The sequence below is a fragment of the Methylobacterium sp. J-048 genome, from assembly GCF_022829515.1.
Classification (GTDB): domain Bacteria; phylum Pseudomonadota; class Alphaproteobacteria; order Rhizobiales; family Beijerinckiaceae; genus Methylobacterium.
Map to the genome: position 1 here is coordinate 18,921 of NZ_JAKSYL010000131.1, position 17,083 is coordinate 36,003.

Here is a 17,083-nt window from a genome sequence, read left to right on the forward strand (position 1 = left end):
CGGTTAACGCTGTACCAGTCCGGGTTCCGATGGCCGTCCTCTCCTCGCTCCGCGCCCGCATCCTCGCGGTGGCGCTCGCGCCTTGTCTCGCCTTCGCGGGGGCAGCCGGATGGGCGGTGTCCGATCAGTGGGCGCGGCGCGCCGAGATGGACCGGGTCGAGACCCTGGTCGGCCTCGCCTCGCGGATCAGCGCCTTCGTCCACGAGGGTCAGCGCGAGCGCGGCGCCTCCAGCCTGTTCCTGGGCGCCAAGGGGGCGCAGTTCGGGCCGGAACTCGCGACCCAGCGGAGCCGCACCGACGCGGCTTTGGCCGGGCTCCCCGAGGCGATGGCGGCGGCGACCGCGTTCGGGCCCGCCTTCGCGGCGCGGGCCGAGGGCTTCGCGAAGGTGCTCGCCGGGCTCGCCGCCCAGCGCCGGGAGGTCGACACCCTCGGCGTGAGCGCACCGCAGGCGGTGGCGTTCTACACCGGCCTGATCGGCGAGGGGCTGGGCCTGGTCCGGGCGATGGGCGGGGTGATCGGCGAGGCCGGCATCGCGGCCCGGGCGAACGCCTACGCGGCGTTCCTGGCGATGAAGGAGGCCGCCGGCCAGGAGCGGGCCGCCGCCTCGGCGGTGTTCGCCTCCGGCACCCTGGATCTCCCCGCCACGCGCCGGCTCGCCACGCTCTCGGCCGATCAGGCGACCTACGGCGCCCTGTTCCGGGCCGGGGCCACCGACGGGCAGGCCAGATTGCTGGACGAGGCCGAGGCGACCGAGCCGGCCCGGGAGGTGGCGCGCCTGCGCAAGGCCGCACAGGAGACGCTGCCGGGCACGCCTCTCGCCTTCCGCGACGCGCCGGCCTGGTTCCGGCTCGCCACCCAGCGCATCGACGCCCTGAAGGGGGTCGAGGACCGGCTGACCGCCGACCTGGTCTCCGCCGCCGGCGCGCTGCGGGCCCGGGCCGACGAGATGCTGACGGCCTGGATCGCGGGCGGGCTCGCCCTGTTCGCGCTCTCGGTCGGCTTCGCGTTCTGGCTGGGCACGGCCATCGCCCGGCCCCTGGTCCGGATGGCCCGAGTGCTGACGGCGATCGGCCGGGACGAGCCGGGCGCCGACCTGACGATTCCCGCCGGGGGGCCGCGCGAGGTGCGGGCGATCGCCGGCGCCGCGGTCACGTTCCGCGACAGCGTCGCCGAGCGCCGGCTCGCCCGGGCCGCGCAGCAGCGGCTCGCCGCCGAGACCGCCGCCGCGCAGCGCACGGCCGCCCTGAGCCTCGCCGACAGCTTCGAGCAGCAGGTCGGCGGCATTGTCGAGGCGGTCTCGGCGGCGGCCGAGCAGCTGGAGGCCTCCGCCCACGGCATGGCCCGGTCCGCGCAGGACACCACCGACCTCAGCCGGGCCGTGGCCGGTGCGGCGGACTCGGCCGCCCGCTCGGCCGACACCGTGGCGGCCGCCACCGAGGAGCTCACCGCCTCGGTCCGGGAGATCGGCGTGCAGGTCGGGGCCTCGGCCGACCTCGCGGCCTCGGCCACCCGGGACGCGGACGGCATGGCCGGGGAGGTCCGCCGCCTCGCCCAGGCCGCCGGCAGCATCGGGGAGATCGTCGCGATGATCTCGGACATCGCCGGCCAGACCAACCTGCTGGCGCTCAACGCCACGATCGAGGCGGCCCGGGCCGGGGAGGCCGGCCGCGGCTTCGCGGTGGTCGCCATGGAGGTGAAGAACCTCGCCGGCCAGACCGCGAAGGCCACCGAAGAGATCGCCGCCAAGGTCGCCGAGATCACCGGATCCACGGAGGCCTCAGTCCGGTCGATCGGCGGCATCACCGAGGTGATCCGCAACCTCGCCCGGATCGGGGCCGAGATCGCCGCCATGGTCGAGCAGCAGGGCGCGGCCACCGCCGAGATCGCCCGCACCACCGGTCAGACCTCGCAGGATACCCGCGCGGTCTCGAGCCACATCGCCGGCGTGGGCGACGCGGCGGATATGGCCAGCCACGGCTCGTCCCAGGTGCTGGACGCCGCCAGCGACCTGGCCCGGCAGGCCAGCGCCCTGCGCGGCGCGGTCGGCGATTTTCTGGCCAACGTCCGGGCCGCCTGAGGGCGCCCAACGACCCTCAGGGGCTCCGCCCCCGAACCCCGCCAAAGGGCTGAGCCCTTTGGGATCCCGGGACCGACCTAGGCGAGGCCGAGGTTGAGCAGGCGGTCTGCGTTGCGCCAGAGGGCGGCGTCCAGGGCGTCGTCCGAGAGGCCGAGCGCGCGAAAATCCTCGACGCCCTGGCGCATCGGCCGGAACGGGAACGAGGAACCGAACAGGAACTGGTCCTTCATGAAGCCGTTCGCCGCCTCGACGTAGAGGCCGCCGCCGGGGGCGAACGTGTACATGTCCGGAGAGACGAACACGTTCTCGTTGCGGAAGGCCACGGTCACCATCTCGGCGACATGCGGGTAGAACCCGTGGCAGCACACGATCGGCAGCTTCGGGAAGGTTTTGGCGACCCGGTCCACCGCCAGCGGGTCGTTGAGGCGCAGGTCCGGGGTGGTGGGGCCGGACATCACGAAGGCCGGGACCGCGAGTTTCTCGCACAGCTCGTAGAGCGGCATCAGCCGCTCGTCGTCCGCCCGCATGCCCTCGCGGTAGAAGCCGGCATCGAGGTTGATCCCCTTGAAGCCGAGCTCGGTCACGGCGCGCTTGGCCTCCGCCACAGCGGCCTTGCGGCCGAGCTTCACCGGATCCACCGAGGCGATGCCGATCAGCCGCTTCGGGTCATGCCCGGCGGCCTGCGCGAGGGCGTCGTTCGAGATCCGGACCCCCGGCACCGAGCGGGCGACCATCACGGCGACGTCGATCCCGGCCCCGTCCATCTCGGCCCGGAATCCCTCGATCGTCGCGCCGCGGGTGAAGTGCTCGACCTCGCGGCTGCCGACCCGGGCGTTCAGCCAGCGGGCGACGCCGAATTCCGGCGTATCGGGCTCGGCGCCGAAGAATGTGTGCAGGAAGGTCGGACGGCTGCGCATGTCCACGACAGGCATTTTTTGGGACTCCATGGTTGTGATGTGAGCAAGGTCTGGGGCTGAACGTCGATCGTCGAATCAGATCATGGATTCACAAGGTCGAGACCTTGTGCGGGTGCAGGGCAGAGCCCTGCAAGACTCGCCTGGAAGACTCGGCGGCTCGTCCGCTCAATGCGAGACGGCCTCCAGCACCTTGCCGCGGGTCTCGACCCCGAGGGTGAGGACCAGGAGCGCGGCGATCAGGAAACCGCCGGCGCCGACCTGGAAGGCGGTGGCCGGGCCGTAATCGCGGACCAGCACCGGGACGATCATCGGTCCCAGGATGGCGCCGATCCGCCCGAAGGCCGAGGCGAAGCCGGCCCCCGTGGCCCGGGCCCGGGTCGGGTACAGTTCCGGCGTGTAGGCGTAGAGGCAGCTCCACATGCCGAACATGAAGAACTGCATCACGAAGCCGGCGACGAACAGCCCGGTCACCGCGAGGCCGGCGACGGTCAGCACGGGCTCGCCGCCGGCATTGCCGTACAGCCAGGCCGCGGCCGCGGCGCAGACCAGGAACAGGGCCGTGGTCGGCTTGCGGCCAATCCGCTCCAGCAGCAATGCCGCCGCCGCGAAGCCCGGGATGCCGCCCAGCGTGATCAGGGTCACGAAGCCCACCGATCCGACGATCGAGAAGCCGCGCTCCTTGAGCAGCACCGCGATCCAGGAATTGAGCCCGAAGAAGCCGATCAGCGCGAAGAACCACAGCCCGAAGGCCATCACGGTGCGCATCCGGTAGGCCGGCGCGAACAGGGTCGCCACCGCGCTCAGCCGGGGTGCGGGAACCGCCTCCGCCACCGCGGCGGCGATCTGCGGGGTGACCGGGGGGAGGGGCCGGCCGGTGGCGCGCTCGACCGCGCGCTCCATCGTGGCCATCACCGCCTCGGCCTCCGCATGGCGCCCGGATTCGGCGAGCCAGCGGGGCGATTCGGGCATGGAGCGGCGCACCGCGAGCACCACCAGCGACAGCAGGCCGACCACCACGAAGGCCCAGCGCCAGCCGAGATAGGGCAGCACGAAGAAGCTGATCGCCCCCGACAGCACGTAGCCCACCGCCCAGAACCCCTCCAGGATCGCGATGTATCGGCCGCGCACGGGGGCGGGAACGATCTCCGAGACCATCGCCTGCGCCACCGGCGCCTCGCCGCCGACGCCCGCCCCGATCAGGAACCGGCAGGCCATCAGCACGGGCAGGCTCCAGGCGGTGGCCGCCGCGAGGCTTGCCAGGCCCCAGACCACCATGGTCACCTGGAACACCGCCTTGCGGCCGAACCGGTCGGAGGCGGTGCCGGCGACGATGTTGCCGACGAGCTGGCCCGCGAAGGTCATGGCGGCGAGCTGGCCGGCCTCCGTGGGGCTCAAGCCGAACGCCACCACGATCGAGCCGAGCAGGAAGGTCAGGAGCGCCACGTCGATCTGGTCCACCAGCCAGGCGGACGCGATGACCGCGAAGATCTTGCGCTGGTAGCGCGACATCGGCAGCCGCTCGAGCCGCGCGGCGATGTCGGAGACGACCGGTCGCCCGTCTCCCTGAGCTGTGTCGGCCAGCGGCACGGTGATCCTTCCTCGGCACCCGGACCGCGGCGCCCGCGATCCCGTGCCCGACCCGGTACAGCAGACCCGGCCGTCGGAACAGGCGTGGCGGCGGCCCGGATCGGGCCGACAGCATCGTCTTTTCCCCGAAAGCCGGACACCACCTTTCGGGACGATGCTCTATCTGCCCAGGCGCCCCCGGACACTGGACCCGCGATGGATGATGCACCCTCGGCCGCGCAGCAGCATGGCCGCTACCGCTACAGCGCCCTTCCGGACCGGCCGGTCTACGACTGGCCCGGGGCTAAGCGGCTCGCGGTCTATGTCGGCCTCAACCTCGAGACCTTCGATTTCGGGTCGGGGCTCGGGGCCGAGCTGGCGCCGGGCGGTCCGCAGCCCGACGTGCTCAATTACGGCTGGCGCGACTGGGGCAACCGGGTCGGGGCCTGGCGGCTGCGGGACGCCCTCGACGGTCTCGGCCTGCCCGCCAGCGTGCTGGTCAACAGCCGGCTCTACCGGGACTGCCCGGGCCTGATCGAGGCGTTCCGGGCCCGGGGCGATGAGATCGTCGGCCACGGCCGCACCAATGCCGAGCGGCAGGGCACCCTGTCCGAGACGGAGGAGCGCGCCCTGATCGCCGAGGCCACCGCGATCCTGACCCGGGAGGAGGGCCGGGCGCCGGGCGGCTGGCTCGGGCCCTGGATCTCGCAATCGCGGGTGACGCCGGACCTGCTGGCGGAGGCCGGCTACCGCTACCTCCTCGACTGGTGCCACGACGACCAGCCGACCTGGATGGCGACCCGGGGCGGCGGCCGGATCCTGGCCGTGCCCTATCCGCAGGAACTGAACGACATCCCGGCGATCGTCGCCCGCAAGGAGACCGGCCGAGACTTCGCCGACGCGATCGTCGACGCCTTCGACGAGATGCTGGAACAATCCGCTGCTGCACCCCTGGTGATGGGCATCGCGCTCCATCCCTACATCGTCGGCCAGCCCCACCGGCTGCGGCCCCTGCGGGCGGCGCTCGCGCATATCGCGGCCCACCGGGACCGGATCTGGCTCACCACGGCCGGCGCCATCGCCGCCGCCCTGGATCCACCCACCGGCTGATCCTCAAGGACGGGTTTCCAGAGGGCTCAGCCCTTTGGCGGGGTTCGGGGGCGGAGCCCCTGAGAACGGCGGGCTCCGCCCGCACCCGCAAAAGGTCTCGACCTTTTGAATCCGGAATTTTCGTCGTTCAGTCGGGGATCACGAGGCCGATCGACAGGCACAGGGCGGCTACGGCGGTGAGCGCCACGGCCGCCTGGCGGACCTGATACCAGCGGGCGCTGCGGGCGCGCTCCTCCGGGGTGGCGCCGAGATGCAGCTCGTCGTCGAAACCCTTCACGAAGGATTCGAAGCTCGGAACGGCCCGCCGGGCGAGCCACAGCCACACGCCGACAGCGATCAGGCTGACCGCCCCGCCGCCATACGTAAACGCATCATCCAGCATCCGGCGCACGCCTACTAGCCCACGCCCCCCTCACTGCTGTCTTCTACTGCAAGATGCTGGAATTGCCTAGGTCGCCGGTCCAATTCGACGGGCGCCTTTTTGTTTCAGGACTGTATCTGGGTGCGGTTCAGGCCGGCGGCCGGCCGAGCGCGTACAGCGTGATGGCGGCGGCGTTCGAGACGTTGAGGCTGCGGATCGCCCCCGAGAACGGAATCCGAGCCAGGACGTCACAGCAGGTCCGGGTCCGCTCACGCAGGCCCTTGCCCTCCGCCCCGAGGACGATCACCAGCGGCCGGGCGATGGTGAGGGTGTCGAGGCTCGCCGGCGCGTCGGAATCGAGGCCGATCCGGGTGTAGCCGCGCTCACCCAGCGCGATCAGCGCCTCCGCCAGGTTGCGGACGGTGACGAAGGGGACGTGCTCCAGCCCGCCCGAGGCGGATTTCGCCAGGACCCCGGTGGCGCCTGGCGCGTGCCGTACCGTGGTGACGATGCCGGCGACCCCGAAGGCCGCGGCCGTGCGGACGATCGCCCCGACATTGTGCGGGTCGGTGATCTGGTCCAGCGCCAGCAGCAGGGCGTCGGCCGGCAGGTCGTCGAGGCCGGGGGCGGCCAGGGGCTCGGCCTCGAGATACAGGCCCTGGTGGACCGCATCCGGCCCGAGCAGGCGACCGATCTCGCTGGGCCGCACCAGCTCGGGCGTGATGCGCAGGGCATCGCCGAACTCCTCGGTCAGCCGGGCGGCCGCGTTCTCGGTGGCGAGCAGCCGGTGCAGCCCGCGCTCGGCATTGCCCAGGGCCTGCACCACCGGATGCCAGCCGTAGAGCACGGCCGAGCCGTCGGGTGCGCCGGATTCGGGACGGGGTCCGGATCCTCCCGGGCGGCCGCCGGGCCGGAAGCCGGGTCGCGACCCGAACCGGGGCGGACCGCCCGGGCGGCCGTCGTTGCGACGCCCGGTCATCGGAGCGCGATCGGGGAGGGGAGCATCGGCACGGCCTTCTCTGAATGGGTCGCGCCGAGAAACCGGGCGGCGTCGCCCGCGTCAAGCCGAGGCCCCCCGAAAGACCGCACCGCGGCCGGGCGCACGGTCGATTCCCTCACCCTCTTTCCCGTCCGCACGCCCCCGGTCTGTGGATGGATCGGGTATATTCCCTTCAAACCATGTGATGATCGAGGGAACTCGGTCTGTTCTTCAGAACGAACGAGCGCGCCGTTAAGTAGGAAAAATATCAAGATGGAATCTTTCAGAGAGTCAGTTCGGAAGACTATATGCAGTGGTGATTTCGCCATACAGGCCAAGGATTTGCGTGATGTTTTCGTATCCGACTCTGCGCAGGTGTGCATGCGACTCTGCGCTGTCCCGTATCGGAGTCTGCGCGGATCCGGCCGGTGCGCGTATCGGAGTCTGCGCGGTTCCGTATCGGATTCGGCGCGGATTCCGGGTCGAAGCGGTGGAATGCGGGGACAGAATGCCGGGCCCCCGGCGTATCGAACTCTGCGCAGGTCGGAAGGCCGGGTCAGCCCGTATGGAACTCTGCGCCAGCGCCGCCTCCGGGAAACGGGGCGGGGAAACGAGGCGGGGAAACGGGGCGGGGAAACGGGGCGGGGAAACGGGGATTGCCGGGACAAGCCGGATCCGACGCGAGCCCCGCTCGGCGAATCGTGGCATGGCAGGATCGGGCCGCCCCTCCGCCTTCCGGAGCGGTGGGTCCGCGTGCGGCTCGGGCTGAGGGGCGATGGGCGTCGAGGAAAAAATCGCCGCGATCCACGACGCGGATCTGCGGGCCGAGATCGAGGCGGCACGCGGCGGCTTCCTGTTCGCCCAGATCGTCGAGCACGTGCTGCACCGCCAGCGCGAACGCGACGCCCAGGCCGCCGTTCTCGGGGAGCAGGAGCTCCGCCGTGCCCAGCTGTCGCGCGACCAGCGCCGCCGCGACGCGGTCCGCCTCGTCATCGAGAGCGAGCCGGCCCTGCCGTCGAGCCTGCAGCACATCCACTCGGTGCTGGCTCTGTGTGGCCTGCCCTATCGCGATCCCGGGCCGGTGCGTGAATTCACCCGCACCTACGGACGCAATTCGCTGAGCCTGATGGCCGGGCGGATCAAGGATCCGGAGACCGGCGCGTTCGAACCGCAGGGGCTGCCCTACGGGCCGAAGGCCAGGCTGGTGCTGCTGCACCTCTGCACCGAGGCGGTGCGCCAGCGCAGCCCGACCGTGAAGGTCGCCGAGACGCTCTCGGGCTTCATGCGCGAGATGGGATTCGCCGTCACTGGGGGCGAGCGCGGCACCATCCGGCAGTTCAAGGAGCAGCTCAACCGGCTGGCCGCCTGCACCATGCAGATCGGCCTGTGGGATGGGCGCGACAGCGCCACCACCCTCAACGTCCCGCCGTTCCGCAGCCTGGAATTGTGGAAGCCCCGGGCCGGGGAGGGCGAGGACGAGGCGGGACGGACCGTGCGGTTCGATCCGGAATTCTATGAGACGCTGATCAAGCACGCGCTACCGGTGGACGTGCGGGCGGCCCGGGCCTTCTCCGGCTCGGCGCGCAAGCTCGACCTGCTGTTCTGGACCGGCTACCGGCTGCGGTCCTTGCAGCGCCCGCTGCGGCTGACCTGGACCAACCTGCACGGGCAGTTCGGGGCCGAGAACGCCTCGATCCGCAGCTTCCGACAGGCCTTCAAGGCCGATCTGGCGCATCTGCGCGAGGTGTTCCCGCGCCTGCCGATCGTGCTCGACGATGGCGGCCTGACCCTGCACCCGGCCGATCCGAGCGCCCTGCTGGTCCCGCCGCGCCCGGCCTCGACGAAGGGAACGAAGGCCAGGCGCCAGGGAATTTAGAGCCGCAAAGGGAATGGAACACGACCCGCGCCCTCATATTCCATTCCGGTTCGGCATTCAGTCTCCGAAAGGAATATCAAAACGTATTCCCAATCTGCTTGGAACACGCTACATGTTCCGTCCGGCTGAAGGGAACACGGCATGGGCCTGTCGGAAGACGAGATCGAGGCGCGGCTCGCCACGTTGCGGCGGCAGCGCGAGGCGCTTGACCGGGAGATCGCGGATCTCGTGCTCTACCTGGAACTCGGCCGGCGCCTGAGCGGTGCGGGACGCGATCCGGCCGTTGCCGATCGGGGCGAAAGCGGTGTGGCAGGCCGCACAGCCGCCCGTCCGGCGTCGGAGCCGCGGGCGGTTGCGGCCCGCGACATCCCGGTGGACACCGGTCCGCCGTACACCGCTCGGTTGGTCTCGAATCCGGTCTTGAATCTAGACCAGGCCGGGCCCGAGGCCTGGGACACCGCACCGCCCGCGGCCCGGCCCCTCCCGCTGCGCCAGGAGCCGGACGGAATCCCGCCGGCGATCGCGTTCACGGAGGATGCGGCGGGTGCCCGCCGCTACGGCCGGGCGCTGGTGGAGGCGGCCTGCGGGGCGATCCTGGAGGCGGGCCGGCCGTTGCACGCGGGCGAGATCCTGGAGATCCTCCTGGCCCGCGGCTTTACCCTGCCGGGGCGCGACCCGGTGGCGGCCCTCAACACCCGCCTGTGGAAGCGGGCCGGCGCCGGTGGGCCCCTGCGCCGCGTTGCCGAGGCCACCTACGCCCTGGCCGGGGAGGCGGATGCGTGGTCCGACCAGAGCCACGATCCGGAGCCTTGAGGATGGGACGGGGCCGGCGTCGCCCGGGGATCGGTTGAAACCCGCCGGTCCCGATGCCGTGACGCCGTGCGGGCCGGAGCCGATCCCGGCTGGCCTTGATCCATTTGGGGGACGCGCCACTGGGTCGTGGCCCTGTAGGGTCCCGAATCGGACCGTTACCGGCACGGTTTCGGGACGGACGGCTTGGGGATCGTGAGCCATGCACAGCGACGCGCGATCCCGCTCCGCCGGTCCGGAGGCCGGGCCGTGACCGCGGCTCTCGTCGCGCCGGCCGTGCAGGTCTGCGCCTTCGCGCTGGGCTGTGCGGTGATCCATGCCGCCCGAAGACACGCGGAAATCCTCACCCGGGTGCTCGTCGCCGCCGCGATCGCGGCGGCCGTCCTGGTCCTGCTCGTCGCCTCCCTGGCCTGCGCCCCGGAGGCGGAAGAAGGGGCGGACGTGGGGGCGGACCTGAGCAGTCTCCTGAGCGACCCGTCGGGTCTCAGTTGATCAGGCAGAAGCCGGCGCCGGTGCCGACGCGTCGCTCCTGTGCGCACCAGGGCCTGGGGGCCGCGCGGAGCGCCTCCTTGGGCAGGTCCGCCGGGCTCTTCAGGGACGCGGTGGTCTGGGCGGCCTCGGGCTCCGGGTGACGGAGTGCGAGGCTGTCGAGGCGGATGCGGGGCTCGGCGCCCAGGCTCGCCGCCACCGAGGGGGCGCCGTCGGGCCGATCCTGCGCGGCGGCAGCCCCGGTCAGGACCAGGCAGGCGATCGGGGCTGCGAGGAACCTGAACATCAACGAAGCTCCCTGCCGAGGACGCGCGACCGGCAGATCCCGGGCCGCGGGCCTGCCGGACCGGGGGAGTGTGGCGACGGCATCTTAAGAGGGCGCGAAGATTCAGGCTTAACCGGATGCGAAGATCCGGATCGATGGTCCTATACGGACGGACAAAGTCCTCGGCCCGGCTGGCGATCAATTATCGGCCCGCCAAGACATCCCGGTCGGGACGGACGGGGCCGGCTCCAATTTTTGATGTGACGCGCTCGCTCACGCCGAACCGGTATCCACTTCGGCGGCGCGCGCTCTAAGCCGCGCGCATCCGGTCGCCCGGCAGGGGCGACTGGGCCACCGGCATGTCCGCCTCGGCGATCGGCCGGAACCGTCCGGTGGTGCCGTCATAGGCCAGCAGCGCGCCGGACTCGATCTCGAAGAACCAGCCGTGCAGGCGTAAGGAACCCTTGGCCAGGCCGGCGGCGACGCTCGGATGGGTGCGCAGGTTGGCGAGCTGCACCACGACGTTCTCCAGGGCGAGGGCCCGGTGGCGCTCCTGCGGATCCATCCCCTCGGGATAGGCCTCGCAGACGATGCGCTCGGCGGCCTCGGCGTGGCGCAGCCAGGCCGCGACGCTGGGCATCTTCTTCAGGAGGTCCGGCTTCATCAGGCCGCTCATGGCTCCGCAATCGGAATGGCCGCAGATGACGATGTCGCGCACCCCTAAGGCCACCACGGCGTACTCGATCGCCGAGGAGACGCCGCCGACCACGTCGGAGGCCGGGGGCACGATGTTGCCGGCGTTGCGGCAGACGAACAGGTCGCCCGGCCCGGCCTGGGTGATGTGCTCGGGCGAGACCCGGGAATCCGCGCAGGCGATGATCAGGGCGCTCGGGTGCTGACCGTCGCGCACGAGCTGCTGGTACATCTGGCGCTGGCCCGGGAAGACGCTGCCCTGGAAGCTGGCGATGCCCTGGATGATGCTGTTCACGTGCGGGAGCTCTGCGGCTGGGGATCGGGCTGAGGGTGAGGTTCGGACGGTGGGTGACCCGCGAGAGCCCGGGCGCTGCGCTATCTCGGCACTGCGTCGCGGGTCCGTTCGGGTCCGTGGGAGATGGGGAGGGGCCGCCCGACCGAGGTCCGGGCGGCCCAAAGGGCGCTCAGCGCCGGACGCGGCGCTCGACGTGGCCCGACGCCCAATGCGGATCGACCACGCTGCCGCGCGAGACCGCGGCTCGGGCCCCGTCATGCACCATTGGAGCGCCGAGGAGCTGGCCGCTGCCCACGCGCTGCGAATGCAGGGAGCGCGGATCGTGCGAGGGATCGCTGACATAGGAACTCATGTGACCGCCGCCGGCGGGCTGCCGGCTGCCGCCGCCGCCCTCGCCGGCCTGGGCCGCCATCGGCAGGGCGAGGGCGCCGGCCAGGAGGCCGAGGGTCAGGAAGCGCTGGGTGTTCGTGCGCGTCATTCGAGGCTCCGCCTGTGTTCGTCATGCTGGCTCGGGACACCACGTCCTGTGCCGATGAATCGAACATAGCCGGTGCCGATCGAAGTCGATGTGCGGTCTAACACGGTAGAATAATGTAAAATTTGATCCATTTCACCGATCTATTTGTGCGAAGCCGCACCGCGATGCTGCAATCTCTGTCGAGGCCGGGATTAACCGGCTCCGACCCAGTGTACGCGGCATTCTCGCGGCCGATACGACGCGCGGAAAGCCGTCTCGATCGACGGACGGGGTGGGGAGGGGACGCTTCAGCCCGGATCGGTCGAGGCCGAGCCCGTGCCGGATGTCGCCCACCGGGCCGCCCGTCCGCGGGGACCGAGCCCTGCCGATCTGCCCGAGACCGAGCGAGCGCCGTACGTGATCGTGTTCGCGCACCCTGCGTGCAGGATCATCGGGCGCGCGCGCCGTCTCCGGGGCCGAGCGCAGGTCCGGCCCGTGTGCTCAGCCGCCGAGCAGCGCGTGCGCGGCCCGTACCAGGATCCCGCCCGGCCGACGCAACTCGCCGAGCACCGAAAAATGCTCGGCGCCGGGCACCGGCAGCAGGGGGCCCGGCGCATGGGCCGCCGCCCGCAGGGCGTGCAGGTTGCGGGCATCATGGATCAGGGCCGGCAACTCGCGGCTGCCATAGGCGAGGCAGAGCGGCTTGCCCACCACCGGCAGGCGCAGGGGCGACAGGGTCTCCACCTCCACCTCCGTGAGGTTGAGCTTGTCGTCGAGGGCGGTCTGGCGGATCGGTGCGAGATCGTAGACGCCCGAGATCGCGAGCCCGGCGGCGATCGCCGGGTGGCCGAGATGCAGCGCGGCCAGCAGCCCGCCCGCCGACCAGCCGGCCAGCACCAGCGGGCCGCCGATCCCGTGCGCGGGTCCGTGCGTGCCGATCCAGTCGAGCGCCGCGCCGATCTCGGCCGCGATCCGGGGCAGGCTCGCCTCCGGGGCGAGGGTGTAGCCGACCATCGCCACCGACCAGCCGGCGGCGTTCGGCCCCTCGGCGAAGCAGGCGAATAGCTCCCGGGCGCCGCGCTGCCAGTAGCCGCCGTGGAGGAAGACCAGGGCGGGCGCCGAGCCGTCGCGGGCCGGGTACAGGTCGAGGGCGTTGCGGGGGGCCGGGCCGTACGGGATGTCGAGCCCGGCCGGATGCGCGGCCCGGTAGGCGGCCGAGGCGGCGTCGCGGGCGGCCACCTGGGCGGCGCTGTCGGCGACCGCGCGGGTGTTGTCGTAGCAGGCGCTGCGGGCGTCCCGGTCGAGCTCGGCCCAGCGGCGGCGCGGGTCGGCCGGGGTCGGATCGTCCAGGCGGATCTCGAGAACCATCGAGGGTTGTCTCCCGGCCTCCCGTCACACCATGACAGGCTGCCGGGCAAGGGTCGAGTTCGGTCGTCGAGGCGCTTGGGTCGAAGCGCTTGGTCAGGGCCCGGTGCCGGGATCCTGGGCGCCGATCGCCCGCAGGGCGGCGCGGGCCACCGCGACATCCTGGTCGCTGGCGCCGGAGCCGACCCCGATACCGCCGAGGCAGGCGCCGTCGATCACGATCGGCAGGCCCCCCGGGAGGTTGGTCAGCCGGCCGCCGGTGGCGAGGGCGACCGTCACGGCGAGATCGGCGGGGAGGCGGCCGGTGGGCGCGCCGTTCGAGGCGGCGGTGACCGCCTTGGCCAGGGCGCTCTCCCGCGACAGCAGCTTGGCGCCGTCCATGCGCAGGAAGGCGAGCAGGTTGCCGTCGGCATCGACCAATGCGACGTTTTCCGGCACTCCGATCGTCTCGGCATGGGCGATGGCCGCCTGGAGGGCGGTCAGGGCCGCGGCATGGGTGAGCCGGGCTGCGGGACGGGTGGTGGGACGCATCGCGGGCCTCGGGAGCGGTCTCGGTGGGGGAGGGGGGGAGCGGGTCAGAAGCCGGGCCAGGCCCCCGGGATCGGGCCGCCGTAGCCCCAGCCGGTGAACGGCGGGGCCGCCACCCGCTCCCGGGTAGCCGGGGGCAGGACGCGCGCCAGGGGCCGCGGTTCCTGCCAGACCCGCCAGCCCCGGAGCCGATCGCGCGCGGCCATGCGGGCTAGCGTCGCGTCCATGTCGGATGCCGCACGGTGATGCGGTTCCCGCGGGCGCGGGCGCGGGCGGGCCTCGGCCGGCGCTATCGTCAGCAGCAGCGCAGCCGGCAGGAGGGCCGAGAGGATTGGGACGGGCGCGGGGGGCATGGTTCGGGCTCGGCTGTGCGGGCTCTCCGGCGCCTACGCGGCGCCCGCGCCGCCGGTTCCGGGGACGATCTCCGGGGCAGGGCGGTTTTCGCCGGTCCGGAACGCGCGAAAACCCCGTAGGATGCGGGACGCCCTCCCCCGAGACCATACGAGCCGCCCGATGCCGATCGCCGCTGAAGACTCCGCCGTGCAGGATCCGGTGGCGCTGCTCGAGACCCTCGTGGCCTTCGACACGGTGAGCGCCCGCTCGAACCTGCCCCTGATCGACTGGGCCGAAGGCTATTGTCGCGCTCACGGCGCCGCAGTCGCACGGGTACCCGACGCCACCGGGGCGAAGGCGGCCCTGCTCGTCAGCGTCGGCCCGTTCGAGACGCGGGCCGGCTACGTGCTCTCCGGGCACAGCGACGTGGTGCCGGCCGAGGGCCAGCCCTGGTCGTCGGACCCGTTCGTCCTGCGGGAGGCGGCGGGCCGGCTCTACGGGCGCGGCACCTCGGACATGAAGGGCTTTCTCGCGGTCTGCCTCGCGCTCCTGCCGGAGATGGTGAGGGCCGGGCTCGCGACCCCGCTCCACATCGCGATCTCGTACGACGAGGAGGTCGGCTGCCTCGGGGTGCGCCCGCTGATCGCCCGGATGCTGGAGCGGGGACCGCGCCCGCTGGGCTGCTTCGTCGGCGAGCCCACCGGGATGGACGTGGTGGTCGGGCACAAGGGCAAGTCCGCTTCCCGCCTCACCTTTCGGGGCAAGGCGAGCCATTCGGCCCTGGCGCCGGCGGGCGTCAACGCGGTGGAATACGCCGCCCGCTTCATCGAGCATGTCCGGCTGTCCGCGGAGGCGATCGCCCGGGACGGCGCCCGCGACCCGCTCTACGACGTCCCCCACACCACCGGTCTGTCGAGCGTGGTCCGGGGCGGCTCGGCGCTCAACATCGTGCCGGATGCCTGCAGCGTGGAATTCGAGTACCGGGCGATCGGCGCCGACGATGCCGGGGCGCTGGCGGCGGCCGCGATCGCCTACGCCACCGACACCCTGGCGCCGCTGATGCGGGCGACGGACCCGGCCTGCGGCGTCGCGGTCGAGCCGCTGATCGACTATCCCGGCCTCGACACCGACCCCGAGGCGGCGATCGTGACACTCGCCAAGCGGCTGGCCGGGCGCAACGCCCACAGGAAGGTGTCGTACGGGACAGAGGGCGGGCTGTTCGAGCGGCTGGGCGGCGTGCCGGCGGTGGTGATCGGCCCGGGCTCGATCGCCCGGGCCCACAAGGCCGACGAGTACGTGACCCGGGACGAACTCGCCGCCTGCGCGGACTTCGTCCGGCGGCTGATCCGGGCGTGCCGGGCCTGAATTCGGCGAAGTCTGGCGCGGCCATCCCCGCGCACAGCCTTCGCAGTCTGCCGCTGTCCCGCCGGCCGTTGGGTCTTCCCGCGAAGAAACCTTTGCGCCGCTCGCGGTTTGGAGGAGCGGCAGGCCGTGGAGCCGGCTCGGGAATCGTCGAACAGCACATGGCCAGCCTCAGCGTCGCGATCGCGTTCGGCGTCCGCCTGCTCCTGGTGCTGCTGTTCCTGCCGTTCAGCGCCCTGGACAAGATCCTCAACTTCAAGGGCGCGGTCGGCCAGGCGCGGCAGGCGGTGCACGCCACCGGGCTCGCGACCCTGCTGATCCTGATCGGGCTCGGGGTCGAGATCGGGATGTCGCTGTGCATCCTGACCGGCACCGCCGACCGGGCGGCGGCCTTCGTGCTCGCCGGCTATTGCGGCGTCACCGCGCTGCTGTGGAAGCAATTCTGGGCGCCCGGCGATTTCTGGGCGGGCGGCAAGGGCCGCGAGCTGTTTTGGGATTTTTTGAAGAATTTTGCGCTGGCGGGGGGATTTTTGCTGATCACCTTCGGGACGGGTGCCGGGACGGTGGATAGCTTCTTCGCCGACCCGCTCGCCTCGTCCCACCCCTACGTGGTCCAGGCCCGGCCATAAAATCCGGGTTTCCAAAGGGCCCACGGTCCAGCCCTTTCAAGGTGTCTGGATTGGGCCGCGTTCGGGACGTTTCGCCGACGGGTTCACAGGTCTCCACTTGACGCCAACGCTTTGAAAAATTGGCGCTTTCCCCGCCCCCTTGCGGGGAGGGGTCAGGGGTGGGGGTGGTGCAGGATTGAGCCTAACGGTGCCTTCTGAACCACCCCTACCTCCAGCTCCTCCCCGCAAGGGGAGGAGAGCGCGTCGCGTCTCGCTTGAATTGCTGCGCCAAACACCTTGAAAGGGCTGGGCCCACGGCCCTCTGGCCGGGTTCGGGGCGCGAAGCCCCGAGAGTTCCCGGGCCTCACCCCTTCGGCACGGTGGCGACCATCGAGGGCCGGCCCTCGAACACCGCGGACCAGGCGGCGGTGGCGGGGCGCCCCTCGCGCCAGGCGAGGTCGGGGAAGCGCAGGTCGAGGTAGCCGAGGGCGCAGGCCAGCGCGACCGTGCCGATATCCAGGACCGGCATCTCGGCGACCAGGGTCTCGAACCGGTCGAGCGCCGCCGTGATCTTGGCCACCTGGCCGACCTCCCAGGACTCCCAGCGCCGCTCTTCCGGGCGCAGGACCCGCTCGTAGCGGGTGAGCAGCGCGGCATCGAGCAGGCCATCGGCGAGCGCCTGCCGGGTGAGCGCATCCCAGCGCGCCGGACCCTCGGGGAAGAGGCGTGGGCCGGCCGAGAGGCCGTCGAGATACTCGCAGATCACCCGGCTGTCGTAGAGCGCGGTGCCGTCCTCCAGCACCAGGGCCGGGATCTTGCCGAGCGGGTTGTGGGCGGCGACCTCGGGGGAGGGGCCGGTCGGGGAGGCCCCGGCGGCGGTGACGGCGATCCTGTCGATCAGCCCGGTCTCGTGGGCCAGCACCAGCACCTTGCGGGCATACGGGGAGGCAGGGGAGTAGAAGAGCTTCATCGGACCGTCCCGGTTCGTCAT

Annotated in this window: 18 protein-coding genes; 7 read left to right on the plus strand and 11 right to left on the minus strand. The window is 71.9% G+C overall.

The genetic code is table 11. The annotated features are described in order from the left end of the window. Positions 1 to 29: 29 nt before the first annotated feature. On the plus strand, positions 30 to 2,078 hold the full coding sequence (locus tag MKL09_RS11740) for a methyl-accepting chemotaxis protein (RefSeq protein ID WP_244020310.1): 2,049 nt from the start codon (positions 30 to 32) through the stop codon (positions 2,076 to 2,078). 77 nt (positions 2,079 to 2,155) lie between these two features. On the opposite strand, the gene MKL09_RS11745 is transcribed toward MKL09_RS11740, so the two are convergent. After that, the gene (locus MKL09_RS11745) at positions 2,156 to 3,010 is read right to left on the minus strand and encodes an amidohydrolase family protein (protein ID WP_244020311.1); all 855 of its coding nucleotides are present in this window, start codon (positions 3,008 to 3,010) and stop codon (positions 2,156 to 2,158) included. Positions 3,011 to 3,160: 150 nt separating this feature from the next. Next, entirely contained in the window at positions 3,161 to 4,582 is a 1,422-nt protein-coding gene (locus tag MKL09_RS11750; protein WP_244020312.1) for an MFS transporter, read from the minus strand. 195 nt (positions 4,583 to 4,777) lie between these two features. Here MKL09_RS11750 and MKL09_RS11755 point away from each other — a divergent pair, with 195 nt between their 5' ends. Further along, positions 4,778 to 5,671, plus strand: a complete 894-nt coding sequence (locus tag MKL09_RS11755; RefSeq protein ID WP_244020314.1) for a polysaccharide deacetylase family protein — start codon at positions 4,778 to 4,780, stop codon at positions 5,669 to 5,671. Between the two features lie 127 nt (positions 5,672 to 5,798). Here MKL09_RS11755 and MKL09_RS11760 read toward each other — a convergent pair whose 3' ends face one another. After that, positions 5,799 to 6,053 (minus strand): hypothetical protein, encoded by a 255-nt coding sequence (locus MKL09_RS11760; RefSeq protein ID WP_244020316.1) that lies wholly within the window; start codon positions 6,051 to 6,053, stop codon positions 5,799 to 5,801. A 127-nt stretch (positions 6,054 to 6,180) separates the two neighbouring features. After that, positions 6,181 to 7,011, minus strand: coding sequence for a TrmH family RNA methyltransferase (locus MKL09_RS11765; RefSeq protein ID WP_244020317.1), 831 nt, complete (start codon positions 7,009 to 7,011; stop codon positions 6,181 to 6,183). Positions 7,012 to 7,786: 775 nt separating this feature from the next. On the opposite strand from MKL09_RS11765, the gene MKL09_RS11770 reads away from it, so the two are divergent. The 3 genes from MKL09_RS11770 (at position 7,787) to MKL09_RS11780 (ending at position 10,189) form a co-directional block, all read left to right on the plus strand. Beyond that, the gene (locus MKL09_RS11770; RefSeq protein ID WP_244020319.1) at positions 7,787 to 8,887 is read left to right on the plus strand and encodes a replication protein RepA; all 1,101 of its coding nucleotides are present in this window, start codon (positions 7,787 to 7,789) and stop codon (positions 8,885 to 8,887) included. A 141-nt stretch (positions 8,888 to 9,028) separates the two neighbouring features. After that, positions 9,029 to 9,700: a winged helix-turn-helix domain-containing protein gene (locus MKL09_RS11775; RefSeq protein ID WP_244020321.1), complete on the plus strand. Its 672-nt coding sequence runs from the start codon at positions 9,029 to 9,031 to the stop codon at positions 9,698 to 9,700. A gap of 246 nt (positions 9,701 to 9,946) precedes the next feature. Next, a complete protein-coding gene (locus MKL09_RS11780) occupies positions 9,947 to 10,189 on the plus strand; it encodes a hypothetical protein (protein WP_244020322.1) in 243 nt (80 codons plus the stop codon). On the opposite strand, the gene MKL09_RS11785 is transcribed toward MKL09_RS11780, so the two are convergent. From MKL09_RS11785 to MKL09_RS11810, 6 genes are all read right to left on the minus strand, one after another. Next, positions 10,182 to 10,472, minus strand: coding sequence for a hypothetical protein (locus MKL09_RS11785; protein WP_244020323.1), 291 nt, complete (start codon positions 10,470 to 10,472; stop codon positions 10,182 to 10,184). The two genes, MKL09_RS11780 and MKL09_RS11785, sit on opposite strands and share 8 nt — an antisense overlap. Before the next feature lie 289 nt (positions 10,473 to 10,761). Continuing rightward, complete coding sequence (locus MKL09_RS11790; RefSeq protein ID WP_244020324.1) at positions 10,762 to 11,439, minus strand: carbonic anhydrase; 678 nt, start codon at positions 11,437 to 11,439, stop codon at positions 10,762 to 10,764. A 169-nt stretch (positions 11,440 to 11,608) separates the two neighbouring features. Further along, entirely contained in the window at positions 11,609 to 11,917 is a 309-nt protein-coding gene (locus MKL09_RS11795) for a hypothetical protein (protein ID WP_244020326.1), read from the minus strand. Between the two features lie 480 nt (positions 11,918 to 12,397). Next, complete coding sequence (locus tag MKL09_RS11800) at positions 12,398 to 13,264, minus strand: alpha/beta hydrolase (RefSeq protein WP_244020328.1); 867 nt, start codon at positions 13,262 to 13,264, stop codon at positions 12,398 to 12,400. A gap of 93 nt (positions 13,265 to 13,357) precedes the next feature. Then, complete coding sequence (locus tag MKL09_RS11805) at positions 13,358 to 13,792, minus strand: GlcG/HbpS family heme-binding protein (protein ID WP_244020330.1); 435 nt, start codon at positions 13,790 to 13,792, stop codon at positions 13,358 to 13,360. Between the two features lie 44 nt (positions 13,793 to 13,836). Beyond that, positions 13,837 to 14,142 (minus strand): hypothetical protein, encoded by a 306-nt coding sequence (locus tag MKL09_RS11810; protein ID WP_244020332.1) that lies wholly within the window; start codon positions 14,140 to 14,142, stop codon positions 13,837 to 13,839. Positions 14,143 to 14,302: 160 nt separating this feature from the next. Here MKL09_RS11810 and argE point away from each other — a divergent pair, with 160 nt between their 5' ends. Next, positions 14,303 to 15,487 carry an acetylornithine deacetylase gene (gene argE, locus MKL09_RS11815; protein WP_244020334.1) on the plus strand — a complete coding sequence of 395 codons (1,185 nt, stop codon included), beginning with the start codon at positions 14,303 to 14,305 and terminating at the stop codon, positions 15,485 to 15,487. 158 nt (positions 15,488 to 15,645) lie between these two features. Further along, entirely contained in the window at positions 15,646 to 16,113 is a 468-nt protein-coding gene (locus MKL09_RS11820) for a DoxX family membrane protein (protein WP_244020336.1), read from the plus strand. A gap of 343 nt (positions 16,114 to 16,456) precedes the next feature. Here MKL09_RS11820 and MKL09_RS11825 read toward each other — a convergent pair whose 3' ends face one another. After that, positions 16,457 to 17,062, minus strand: a complete 606-nt coding sequence (locus MKL09_RS11825; RefSeq protein WP_244020337.1) for a glutathione S-transferase — start codon at positions 17,060 to 17,062, stop codon at positions 16,457 to 16,459. Between the last annotated feature and the right edge of the window lie 21 nt (positions 17,063 to 17,083).